Raw genomic sequence first — 12,692 nt, forward strand, 5'->3', positions numbered from 1 at the left:
GGCTGCAGTCGAACGACACCGGTTCTTAAACCGGTGCGACCTCCACCAGACAATCGTAGAAAGTCGGCGCCCGTCCAAGGTCGGTGAGGTTCTGGCTCGTGACTTCGTTGGCATTCTTCCCATCCGGCGCAAGTTTCTTCCACCAGATCGACAGACCCACGACAACCCCTTCGCGCGCCTTGTCCGTGACGCGCGCCTTGGCATTCAGCGTGCCGCGATCATTGAAGATGCGAACCCCAGCACCATCGGCAATGCCTCGCGGGGCCGCATCCGACGGATGAATATCCAGCGTCGGTTCACCGACCGATGAGCGCAGACTGTCGACGTTGACGAAGCTCGAATTCAGGAAGTTACGGGCCGGCGGCGAAATCATGGCCAGCGGGTAACGCGACGCCAACTGCGGATTGCTGGCAACCGACTCATACGGCGGCACCCAATCCGGCAGCGGGTCGAAGCCTTCTTGCAACATGCGCTCAGAGTAGAACTCGCACTTGCCGGATGGTGTATAGAACTGGCCGTTGGCAAACGGCGCTTCCGGCAGATCGTAGCGAATCCATCCATCACGCTTGAGCGTCTCCCAATCGCTGCCGGCCATGCGCGGGTCGCTCCAGCGAATCGATTGCGCCGCCAACTCGTCGTCGGTGTCGGAGAAGCAGGCGTCCTGCCAGCCCATACGCTTGGCTAACAGTCGGAATATTTCGGAATTCGGTTTCGCCTCCCCAAGCGGTGCAATCGCAGGGTTGTTCGCCAGCAAATAGGTGTGGCCGTAAGCCTTGTGAATGTCGAGGTGTTCGAGCTGGGTCGTCGCGGGAAGCACGAAGTCCGCATAGTCCGCTGTGTCCGTCTGGAAATGCTCCAGCACCACAGTAAAGAGATCCTCGCGAGCGAAGCCGCTCGCGACCTTGCCGGATTCCGGCGCGACAGCCACTGGATTGCTGTTGTACACCACCAGCGCCTCGATTTTGGGACCGAATGTCTCGTCGCCCGGATGACAAAGCGCGTCTCCGATCGCGCTCATGTTGATCAGACGCGGCGCGCGGTCCTGTCGTGAGCGAAGATCGGGACGCGCTTGCGCCAGCACGTCCACCGGCGCGTAGCCGGACGACGACATCAGCAATCCACCCGCCGGATCCCGCCAGGCACCGATGAGCGCAGGGAGGCAGGCTACCGCCCGCGTCGCCTGTCCACCGCCCTTGGCACGCTGCATGCCATAGTTCAGTCGGATCGCAGCGGGCTTCGCACTCGCGTACTCGCGGGCCAGACTCACGATGGTGTCAGCCGTAATACCGCAAATCTCTGCGACGCGTGCTGGCGTATAACGTCGCACGCGCTCCTTGAGTTCGTTGTATCCGATCGTATGTCGTGCGATGTATTCGTGATCGACCAGATCTTCGTCGATGAGGACATGCATCATGCCCAACGCGAGGGCGGCGTCCGTGCCAGGCAACAGCGCAATGTGCTGATGGCATTTTTCGGCGGTGAGCGAGCGATAGGGATCGATGGCGATCAGCTTCGCACCACGGCGCTTTGCCTCCTGAGCGATGGCCCAGAAATGCACGCTCGACGTGATGGGGTTACTTCCCCAGATCAGGATCAGTTTGCTATCGGCAAAGTGCTCGACATGCATTCCGACGCCGGCGCCGTATGTGTACCGCATGCCCGCCGCGCCTGCACTTGCGCAGATGGTGCGATCGAGATCGGAGGCCCCGATCTTGTTGAAGAAGCGTGCGGCCATCGACTCGCCTTGCACGAATCCCATCGTGCCGGCATAGCTGTAGGGCAAAATCGCCTCCGGCTCACGTGCTGCAATGGCGCCGAGCCGGGACGCGATCTCATCGAGGGCTTCGTCCCAACTGACCCGAACGAATTGACCACTGCCCTTGGGACCGACTCGCTTGAGCGGATGCAGCAGGCGGTCAGGGTGATAGGTCCGCTCGGTATAGCGAGAGACTTTCGTACACAAGACACCATTGGTCGTCGGATGATCAGGATCGCCCTGCACCTTGATCGCGACGCCATTCTCCACCGTCACATGCAGTGCGCACGTATCGGGACAGTCATGCGGACATGCGGCCCGAACGACGTGGGTATTGGTCGTCATCAAACTACTCCTCTCTCTACCGGATTACTGCGCCGCACGACATTGGGACGCTGACGACATTGTATTACGTTCGTTCGGGCGGTGCCCCGCCGCACGGGGCGTTCGGCCGTTTTTCGGCCTTGTCCGACTCGCCATTCGGACATTTCTGGGCAAGGTGCCAGACCCAACCATTCGGGGTAAGATGAGCCATTGCGCTCAGCAGGAACCCGTCATGAAGCTCATCCCAGAAATCGACGCCGCCCGCGGCGAAATCCAGACCATCCGACGTGACATTCACGCCCATCCGGAACTCTGCTTCGAAGAAAAACGCACGTCCGACGTTGTCGCGGAAACCTTGACCCAATGGGGAATCCCCATTCACCGGGGACTCGGCACGACCGGTGTCGTCGGCATCATCAAAAATGGCAGCAGCGACCGTGCCATCGGTCTGCGCGCCGATATGGATGCCTTGCCGATCCACGAAGCCAATACGTTCGAACATGCCTCGAAGCATGAAGGCAAAATGCACGCCTGCGGACATGACGGTCACACGGCCATGTTGCTTGCTGCGGCGCAATACCTTCAGAAGCATCGCAATTTCGACGGCACCGTCTATCTGATTTTCCAGCCCGCCGAGGAAGGCGGTGGCGGCGCACGCGAAATGATCAAGGACGGCCTGTTCACGCGCTTCCCGATGGACGCGGTGTTCGGCATGCACAACTGGCCGGGGGTCCCGACCGGCACGTTTGCCGTAACGCCGGGCCCCATGATGGCGTCCAGCAACGAATTCAAGATCACGATTCGAGGCAAGGGCACCCATGCGGGCATTCCTAACGCCGGGATCGATCCGGTCATTGCCGCCGTTCAGGTTGCGCAGGCGCTGCAAAGCATCATTACCCGCAACAAGCGCCCCATCGATGCAGCGGTGCTCTCCATTACCCAAATCCATGCCGGTGACACGACTAACGTGGTTCCTGACGTGGCATGGCTTGGCGGCACGATTCGCACCTTTTCGATCGAAGTTCTCGACCTGATCGAGAGCCGACTGCGCGAAGTCTCCGAGTTCGTCGCCAAAGGTCTCGGATGCTCGGCGGAAATCGAATTCCAGCGCAACTATCCGCCGACCATTAATGATCCTGCCATGGCCGCACTGTGCGCCGACGTGATGCGCCAGATCGTGAGCGACGAGAACGTCAACGACAAGGTCGAACCGACGATGGGGGCCGAGGACTTCTCGTTCATGCTGCTCGAAAAGCCGGGCGCATATGTCTTTATCGGCAATGGTGACGGGACGCACCGTGACACTGGCCACGGCCTGGGCCCCTGCAACCTCCATAACGCCAGCTACGATTTCAACGATGATTTGCTGCCACTTGGCGGGACTTACTGGGTCAAACTGGTCGAAACGTATTTTGAGCGGAACAAGTAACCGTTCGTCTCGCTGAGATTCGGCAACAAGCAAAAAGCCGGCAATTTCAAGTTGCCGGCTTTTTCGCTTCAACGTGGGAACTGCGCTATTTGGCTGCAGTTGTCGTGGGAATACCGTCCGTATCCAGACGAATATCCCCGTACCATGCAGTGAAGTCGGACTGTGTATTGTCGCCGTCGCTCATGATGGCGATGCCGATCAGGCGCCCGGGGCGCTCGCCGAACGCCCTCTCGTAATCCTTCGCAATATCGCGCGAATACGTCTGCCACGTTCCCAGATGTTCGCTACCGCGTTCGACAACGATAGACCGAATGCGTCCCGTATAGGGATTAGGCACCAGTTCGTTGGTCGCTAATTTGTCATCGCCCCAGGTGTACATCAACGTAGCGAAGGGCAGCTCACGTCCGCTGACCATACGTGCCAACTCCCGGTGCATATGGTCCTGCATGGTCAGTTTCGCGGGATCCCCGTCGAAGGCGAGCGCGATGCGCACGGGGGCATCGTCGGAGCGCTTGGTACGGATATCGGCGTTGGCCGGCAAGGCGTCTGCTCGCCAACGCCAAGTCAACCGGCTGCCTACATAGACCGGAATATCGAGTTTCTGCGCAAGTCCCGATGCCGATCCTTGCACTGTCGCACGAACGACGGCGACACCGTCTGCGTCAGCGGTTTGCTCATAGCGTGTCAGTCGCTTATTCCGCGTGACGAGATAGGTTTCCCAATGGGGTGGCAGCCCCTGGGTGTCTACCGAAGCCGAGAGTGGCGCAATCTCCCCATGAGATGCAGACGCCAGGGATTGCGTTTGCGGCGTCGGTGGCGATCCGGAAAATGCACATCCGCTGAGCCCCCAAGTCACAAATGTCCCGCTCAGGCAGACCATTGCAACAACACGCCACTGCTTAAGGCGCTCCTTCCAATACCGTCTCACCACTTGTTTCACTCCCCGAACTACCACTAACCCCGTGGCGGAATGCTAAGCGAGAAATCAAGTGTCGATCTACCCGGGATTTCACTTCGTGATGGCAATGCAACAGTATTCGAGGTGTTCAAGCGCGGTGGGGCTTACGGATTAACGCGCCGCAAGCGGGTGAAACATGTCACCGACGGTCGACTGTGATTCGAAGACCAGCCTAATAGGATGATGCCCTCGTTCCGAGCGATCCGACATACACCACGGCTGGGCAATCGCGCCACCGCGAGTCATGGAAATCAGCGCTTCTGGTAAGCAACGTGACGCTTCACGAAAAAACGCGCTGTCCGTCTTGGCAGCGCGCTCTTTGCATCATTGAGTGATTACCGCAGATGGTCGCGGCCGACGTCGAATTGAGCGTAGCCGGAAGCCTCAAGGCAGGAAGCGGATCCCGACTCCACAAACGACGCGGCGATGTCTCCCGAGATCGAATCTTTCAATGGGCCGTGAAGGGGCAGATCGAGACGGCGCGGATCTGCATAGTCGATGCGAGGCCACTGATCGCAGCAAGCCCGACAAGGCGAAAACGAGAGCCCACCGGACATGAGGCAAGTGACGGGGAACGCTGTAGCGTTGGCGTTTGAGCGACGTACGGGTGCCCAAAAGCAAAAACCCCTCGCTACGGAGTAGCAAGGGGTTTTTAAGGGGAGCCTGACGATTACCTACTTTCACACGGGTATCCGCACTATCATCGGCGTGGAGTCGTTTCACGGTCCTGTTCGGGATGGGAAGGGGTGGTTCCAACTCGCTATGGTCATCAGGCATAACTTGTATGTTCTGCTGGGAGGGTATCCCAACAAAACCAATTCGGAAGAAGCGTAGTACAACAACTTGTGGGTTGTGAGTGTATCGGCACAGCGATACTCACACCAGGAAAAACACACTGGTTATAGGATCAAGCCTCACGGGCAATTAGTATCAGTTAGCTTAACGCATTACTGCGCTTCCACACCTGACCTATCAACGTCCTGGTCTTGAACGACCCTTAAGGGGAATCGAGTTCCCAGGGAAGTCTCATCTTAAGGCGAGTTTCCCGCTTAGATGCTTTCAGCGGTTATCTCTTCCGAACATAGCTACCCGGCGATGCCACTGGCGTGACAACCGGTACACCAGAGGTTCGTCCACTCCGGTCCTCTCGTACTAGGAGCAGCCCCCTTCAAACTTCCAACGCCCACGGCAGATAGGGACCAAACTGTCTCACGACGTTTTAAACCCAGCTCACGTACCTCTTTAAATGGCGAACAGCCATACCCTTGGGACCGGCTACAGCCCCAGGATGAGATGAGCCGACATCGAGGTGCCAAACACCGCCGTCGATATGAACTCTTGGGCGGTATCAGCCTGTTATCCCCAGAGTACCTTTTATCCGTTGAGCGATGGCCCTTCCATACAGAACCACCGGATCACTATGACCTGCTTTCGCACCTGCTCGACTTGTCAGTCTCGCAGTTAAGCACGCTTTTGCCATTGCACTATCAGCACGATTTCCGACCGTACCTAGCGTACCTTCGTACTCCTCCGTTACACTTTGGGAGGAGACCGCCCCAGTCAAACTGCCTACCATGCACTGTCCCCGATCCGGATTACGGACCTAGGTTAGAACCTCAAACAAGCCAGGGTGGTATTTCAAGGACGGCTCCACAGAAACTAGCGTTCCTGCTTCAAAGCCTCCCACCTATCCTACACAGACCGGTTCAAAGTCCAATGCAAAGCTACAGTAAAGGTTCATGGGGTCTTTCCGTCTAGCCGCGGGTAGATTGCATCATCACAAACACTTCAACTTCGCTGAGTCTCGGGAGGAGACAGTGTGGCCATCGTTACGCCATTCGTGCAGGTCGGAACTTACCCGACAAGGAATTTCGCTACCTTAGGACCGTTATAGTTACGGCCGCCGTTTACCGGGACTTCAATCAAGAGCTTGCACCCCATCATTTAATCTTCCGGCACCGGGCAGGCGTCACACCCTATACGTCCACTTTCGTGTTTGCAGAGTGCTGTGTTTTTATTAAACAGTCGCAGCCACCAGTTTATTGCAACCCCTTCACCCTCCTGGCGCAGGCCAGTCAAGCTACAAGGGCGTACCTTATCCCGAAGTTACGGTACCAATTTGCCGAGTTCCTTCTCCCGAGTTCTCTCAAGCGCCTTAGAATACTCATCTCGCCCACCTGTGTCGGTTTGCGGTACGGTCTCGTATGACTGAAGCTTAGAGGCTTTTCTTGGAACCACTTCCAATTGCTTCGCGAACAAGTTCGCTCGCCCCACAGCCTTGAATTACGCGCCCGGATTTGCCTAAGCGCCTTCTCCACTGCAGGGACCGGGACTTCCAACACCCGGACAACCTTCCGCGATCCGTCCCCCCATCGCATCATACGACGGTGCAGGAATATTAACCTGCTTCCCATCAGCTACGCATCTCTGCCTCGCCTTAGGGGCCGACTCACCCTACGCCGATGAACGTTGCGTAGGAAACCTTGGGCTTACGGCGAGGGGGCCTTTCACCCCCTTTATCGCTACTCATGTCAGCATTCGCACTTCTGATACCTCCAGCATCCTTTACAAGACACCTTCACAGGCTTACAGAACGCTCTCCTACCATGCGAGCAAGCTCGCATCCGCAGCTTCGGTATATTGCTTAGCCCCGTTACATCTTCCGCGCAGGACGACTCGATCAGTGAGCTATTACGCTTTCTTTAAAGGGTGGCTGCTTCTAAGCCAACCTCCTGACTGTTTTAGCCTTCCCACTTCGTTTCCCACTTAGCAATATTTAGGGACCTTAGCTGGCGGTCTGGGTTGTTTCCCTCTTGACACCGGACGTTAGCACCCGATGTCTGTCTCCCGTGATTGCACTCTTCGGTATTCGGAGTTTGCTATGGCGAGGTAATCCGCAATGGACCCCTCAACCATGACAGTGCTCTACCCCCGAAGGTGATACACGAGGCACTACCTAAATAGTTTTCGGAGAGAACCAGCTATTTCCAAGTTTGTTTAGCCTTTCACCCCTATCCACAGCTCATCCCCTAACTTTTCAACGTTAGTGGGTTCGGTCCTCCAGTACGTGTTACCGCACCTTCAACCTGGCCATGGATAGATCACTTGGTTTCGGGTCTACACCCAGCGACTGAACGCCCTATTCGGACTCGCTTTCGCTACGCCTTCCCTATTCGGTTAAGCTTGCCACTGAATGTAAGTCGCTGACCCATTATACAAAAGGTACGCCGTCACCCCTTACGAGGCTCCGACTGTTTGTATGCATGCGGTTTCAGGATCTATTTCACTCCCCTCCCGGGGTTCTTTTCGCCTTTCCCTCACGGTACTGGTTCACTATCGGTCGATTACGAGTATTTAGCCTTGGAGGATGGTCCCCCCATCTTCAGACAGGATTTCACGTGTCCCGCCCTACTTTTCTCAAGCTTAGTTCCACACCAGGGTTTTCTCATACGGGGCTATCACCCACTATGGCCGGACTTTCCATTCCGTTTTGATAACACCGGTGCTAAATCTTGAAGGCTGGTCCCATTTCGCTCGCCACTACTTTGGGAATCTCGGTTGATTTCTTTTCCTGCAGCTACTTAGATGTTTCAGTTCGCCGCGTTCGCTTCGCTAGACCTATGTATTCAGTCTAGGATGACCTAAAAGGCCGGGTTTCCCCATTCGGACATTTGTGGATCAATGCTTATTTGCCAGCTCCCCACAACTTTTCGCAGGCTATCGCGTCCTTCATCGCCTGTAATCGCCAAGGCATCCACCACATGCACTTATTCGCTTGACCCTATAACGAGTGCGTCTCTCGACACATCCTTTATAGGTTGAGTATTAGCGTTGTGCCGTATTCCAAGTCATCTTTCGATCACTTTAAATACTGGTTGATACAATCACAACCCGTACAATTTCCACGCGCCATCTCTAACGCGCTTCCGTTGTACTACTTCTTCTTCCAAATTGTTAAAGAACAAATACTGCATGACATTGCTGTCATTCAAAAGCATTCACATTCAGGGATTTACTTCAGAAGTACCACTGAGATAACTTGCTTTTGACTGACATCGATGTGATCTAAGAAGTGGTGGAGGATGACGGGATCGAACCGACGACCCCCTGCTTGCAAAGCAGGTGCTCTCCCAGCTGAGCTAATCCCCCAAAATCAGCCTGATTCAGCGTTACAAAAAACCTTGCATACCCATGTATGCAGCGGCTCTTTGTGCCTTGCCTCAGCCAGATTTCTTTCTACCGGACGTCAGTGGAAAGAGTTGGTGGGTCTGGAAGGACTTGAACCTTCGACCCCCGCCTTATCAAGACGGTGCTCTAACCACCTGAGCTACAGACCCGACTTAGATCTACGCAGTCAACAACCGATAAGCGTGAACACTCAACTTCCAGTGCATGCTCTAGAAAGGAGGTGATCCAGCCGCAGGTTCCCCTACGGCTACCTTGTTACGACTTCACCCCAGTCATGAATCCTGCCGTGGTAAGCGCCCTCCTTGCGGTTAGGCTACCTACTTCTGGCAAAACCCACTCCCATGGTGTGACGGGCGGTGTGTACAAGACCCGGGAACGTATTCACCGCGACATGCTGATCCGCGATTACTAGCGATTCCAGCTTCACGCAGTCGAGTTGCAGACTGCGATCCGGACTACGATCGGTTTTCTGGGGTTAGCTCCACCTCGCGGTTTGGCAGCCCTCTGTACCGACCATTGTATGACGTGTGAAGCCCTACCCATAAGGGCCATGAGGACTTGACGTCATCCCCACCTTCCTCCGGTTTGTCACCGGCAGTCTCCTTAGAGTGCTCTTGCGTAGCAACTAAGGACAAGGGTTGCGCTCGTTGCGGGACTTAACCCAACATCTCACGACACGAGCTGACGACAGCCATGCAGCACCTGTGTTACGGTTCTCTTTCGAGCACTCCCACCTCTCAGCAGGATTCCGTACATGTCAAGGGTAGGTAAGGTTTTTCGCGTTGCATCGAATTAATCCACATCATCCACCGCTTGTGCGGGTCCCCGTCAATTCCTTTGAGTTTTAATCTTGCGACCGTACTCCCCAGGCGGTCAACTTCACGCGTTAGCTACGTTACTAAGGAAATGAATCCCCAACAACTAGTTGACATCGTTTAGGGCGTGGACTACCAGGGTATCTAATCCTGTTTGCTCCCCACGCTTTCGTGCATGAGCGTCAGTATTGGCCCAGGGGGCTGCCTTCGCCATCGGTATTCCTCCACATCTCTACGCATTTCACTGCTACACGTGGAATTCTACCCCCCTCTGCCATACTCTAGCCTTGCAGTCACGAATGCAGTTCCCAGGTTGAGCCCGGGGATTTCACATCCGTCTTACAAAACCGCCTGCGCACGCTTTACGCCCAGTAATTCCGATTAACGCTTGCACCCTACGTATTACCGCGGCTGCTGGCACGTAGTTAGCCGGTGCTTATTCTTCCGGTACCGTCATCCCCCCGAGGTATTAACCCAGAGGATTTCTTTCCGGACAAAAGTGCTTTACAACCCGAAGGCCTTCTTCACACACGCGGCATTGCTGGATCAGGCTTTCGCCCATTGTCCAAAATTCCCCACTGCTGCCTCCCGTAGGAGTCTGGGCCGTGTCTCAGTCCCAGTGTGGCTGGTCGTCCTCTCAGACCAGCTACAGATCGTCGCCTTGGTGAGCTTTTACCTCACCAACTAGCTAATCTGATATCGGCCGCTCTTGTAGCGCGAGGCCCGAAGGTCCCCCGCTTTCCTCCTCAGAGCGTATGCGGTATTAATCCGGCTTTCGCCGAGCTATCCCCCACTACAAGGTACGTTCCGATATATTACTCACCCGTTCGCCACTCGCCACCAGGTGCAAGCACCCGTGCTGCCGTTCGACTTGCATGTGTAAGGCATGCCGCCAGCGTTCAATCTGAGCCAGGATCAAACTCTTCAGTTTAAACCTGTTACTGTTTTCGGTTTTTCGCGATAAATCGCTAGAACCGGTCGCTCTCAAAGTATGCTGACAAGTTAATTACTTAACTTACCTATTACTATGTGAGCCTCAATAAATTTAAAGCTTATCTGCCGAAGCAGACGCACCATTCATCGAGTGCCCACACTTATCGGTTGTTTAATTTTTAAAGATCAATCGCATCCAACTTCGCTTCGTCGCTTACTTACCGCGCCGTCGCTTCGTTTTCTGCGTCGCTGCATCAGCAGCAGAGAAGTGAGATTATGTCGCAGCTTCTCGTCGTCGTCAACAGTTTTTTTCGCTTTCTTCGTTCGTCGCCGTAGCGACTCGCAAGCTCCAAAACCACTAACCACCGGGCTTTTCAGCCCCTCGCTTCAACCTCGCCGCCGCTTTCGCTGCGTCTCTGTCGTTGCGAGAGACGAGATATTAGTGAAAACCCGGGGCCCTGGCAAGCACTTTGTGAAAATAATTTGAAAACCCATGAAGAAGCCCCGTCGCGACGGGGCTTCTTCATTTCACACGGCTTCAGGAGATGCCTCCTCCTGCTCACGATCAGGACTTCTTCTTGCCGAAGTAGCGCTCATAGATCGCGTCATATGTGCCATCCGCCTTGATCGCATCGATGCCCTTGTTGATCTTGGCCAGCAATGCCGCGTCCCCCTTGCGCACTGCGATGCCGTAATACTCCTTCGGGAAGCTGTCATCCGCCACCGTGCGAAGCTTGGCATTCGGATTATTCGCAATGAAGTTCACTACCACGCCGTTATCTGCGACCACCGCATCCACGCCGCCAGCCTCAAGTTCCTTCATCGCAAGCGGCGTACCTTCGAAGCGTTTGACCGACGGATTGTTCTTGCCCATCAGCTTCTGAACCACCTCGTCGCCCGTCGTTGCCGTTTGCACGCCCACTTTCATCGATTTCAGATCGGCGAATTTCTGCACCGTCGAATTCGCCGGCACTGCAATCAATTGCGATGCCTCGAAGTAAGGCGTCGAGAAGTCCATCTGCTTGCTTCGCTCATCGGTGATCGTGATCGCCGAGATCAGGATGTCGCGATCGCCCTGTACGAGAGAATTGAAGATGCCCTCAAAAGGCGTATTGATGAAGCGGATGGAAATGCCCGCCTTGTCGGCGACGGCCTTCATCACATCGATATCGAAACCCGCGATCTGCCGGTTATCGGTTTCAAACTCGAACGGCGCATAGGCAGCGTCCGAACCGACGACGTACACCGGTTGCGAGCCGTCAGGCCCGACCGAGCGCCCCGCAGCCGTATCCTCCTTCTTCCCGCAGGCACTCAACAGCAGCCCCGAGGCCACGACCACGGCCAGCGCAAATGCACGTCGTTTCATCGACATCGTTTCGTCCCTTGCTGAAAAAACCGGCAGACTATCATAGGACGACCTTCGTTCGAGAGGGCCGTCCCGGGTTTTTCACAACAGCTCAGCGATGCTTGAAAACCGGCTTGCGCTTCTCGACGAACGCCGCCATGCCTTCCTTCTGATCTTCCAGCGCGAAGAGCGAATGGAACATGCGACGCTCGAACTGAACACCCTCGTCCAGCGTCGATTCGAAAGCCCGATTGACGGATTCCTTCGCGGCCATGACGACCGGCAACGAAAATTCGCAGATGGTGTTGGCTGCACCAATCGCCTCATCGAGCAGTTTGTCGAACGGCACGATGCGCGACACGAGGCCCGCGCGCTCGGCCTCCGTGGCGTCCATGAAACGCGCCGTCAGGCACATGTCCATCGCCTTGGCCTTCGAGACTGCACGCGTCAGACGCTGCGTGCCGCCCGCACCAGGAATCACGCCGAGCTTGATTTCAGGCTGACCGAATTTCGCGTTGTCGGCAGCAATGATGAAGTCGCACATCATCGCCAGCTCGCACCCGCCGCCCAGGGCAAAGCCCGACACAGCGGCAATTACCGGTTTACGGATACGACGTACCGTCTCCCAGTTGCGCGTGATGTAGTCACCCTTGAACACGTCGGCGAAGGTGTACTTCGACATCATGCCGATGTCCGCCCCTGCCGCAAACGCCTTCTCGCTTCCGGTGATCACCATGCAACCGATGGCTTCGTCCGCATCGAATGCGGTGAGCGCTGCGCCCAGTTCGTCCATCAGCGCGTCGTTGAGCGCATTGAGCGCTTTCGGACGATTCAGCGTGATCAGACCGACGCGACCACGCGTCTCCACCAGAATGTTCTCGTACGTCATCCTCTTGTTCCTCCAGTCAAAGTCTCGTCTTGTGATTCGGGGGCAGGCCTTCGCG

General features: G+C 55.9%; 5 protein-coding genes, 2 tRNA genes and 3 rRNA genes. 1 reads left to right on the top strand and 9 read right to left on the bottom strand.

The genetic code is table 11. The annotated features are described in order from the left end of the window. Positions 1 to 25: 25 nt before the first annotated feature. Entirely contained in the window at positions 26 to 2,101 is a 2,076-nt protein-coding gene (locus tag UC34_RS21805) for a molybdopterin-containing oxidoreductase family protein (protein ID WP_044457175.1), read from the bottom strand. 211 nt (positions 2,102 to 2,312) lie between these two features. Here UC34_RS21805 and UC34_RS21810 point away from each other — a divergent pair, with 211 nt between their 5' ends. Then, the gene (locus UC34_RS21810; RefSeq protein WP_044457176.1) at positions 2,313 to 3,509 is read left to right on the top strand and encodes a M20 aminoacylase family protein; all 1,197 of its coding nucleotides are present in this window, start codon (positions 2,313 to 2,315) and stop codon (positions 3,507 to 3,509) included. Between the two features lie 85 nt (positions 3,510 to 3,594). Here the strand turns inward: UC34_RS21810 and UC34_RS21815 are convergent, their stop codons facing one another. From UC34_RS21815 to UC34_RS21850, 8 genes are all read right to left on the bottom strand, one after another. Further along, positions 3,595 to 4,389 (bottom strand): DUF3047 domain-containing protein, encoded by a 795-nt coding sequence (locus UC34_RS21815; RefSeq protein ID WP_044457177.1) that lies wholly within the window; start codon positions 4,387 to 4,389, stop codon positions 3,595 to 3,597. A gap of 739 nt (positions 4,390 to 5,128) precedes the next feature. Further along, positions 5,129 to 5,241 (bottom strand): 5S ribosomal RNA (gene rrf, locus UC34_RS21820). A 129-nt stretch (positions 5,242 to 5,370) separates the two neighbouring features. Continuing rightward, a 23S ribosomal RNA gene (locus UC34_RS21825) occupies positions 5,371 to 8,248 on the bottom strand. 292 nt (positions 8,249 to 8,540) lie between these two features. Next, a tRNA-Ala gene (locus tag UC34_RS21830) sits at positions 8,541 to 8,616 on the bottom strand. A gap of 111 nt (positions 8,617 to 8,727) precedes the next feature. Then, a tRNA-Ile gene (locus UC34_RS21835) sits at positions 8,728 to 8,804 on the bottom strand. A gap of 64 nt (positions 8,805 to 8,868) precedes the next feature. Then, a 16S ribosomal RNA gene (locus UC34_RS21840) occupies positions 8,869 to 10,401 on the bottom strand. Together the 16S, 23S and 5S rRNA genes with 2 tRNA genes alongside form the textbook arrangement of a ribosomal RNA operon. Before the next feature lie 567 nt (positions 10,402 to 10,968). Continuing rightward, positions 10,969 to 11,775: a basic amino acid ABC transporter substrate-binding protein gene (locus UC34_RS21845; RefSeq protein WP_044457178.1), complete on the bottom strand. Its 807-nt coding sequence runs from the start codon at positions 11,773 to 11,775 to the stop codon at positions 10,969 to 10,971. An 85-nt stretch (positions 11,776 to 11,860) separates the two neighbouring features. Then, the gene (locus UC34_RS21850; protein WP_044457179.1) at positions 11,861 to 12,637 is read right to left on the bottom strand and encodes an enoyl-CoA hydratase; all 777 of its coding nucleotides are present in this window, start codon (positions 12,635 to 12,637) and stop codon (positions 11,861 to 11,863) included. Positions 12,638 to 12,692: the final 55 nt, after the last annotated feature.

The sequence above is a fragment of the Pandoraea vervacti genome, assembly GCF_000934605.2.
Lineage (GTDB): Bacteria > Pseudomonadota > Gammaproteobacteria > Burkholderiales > Burkholderiaceae > Pandoraea > Pandoraea vervacti.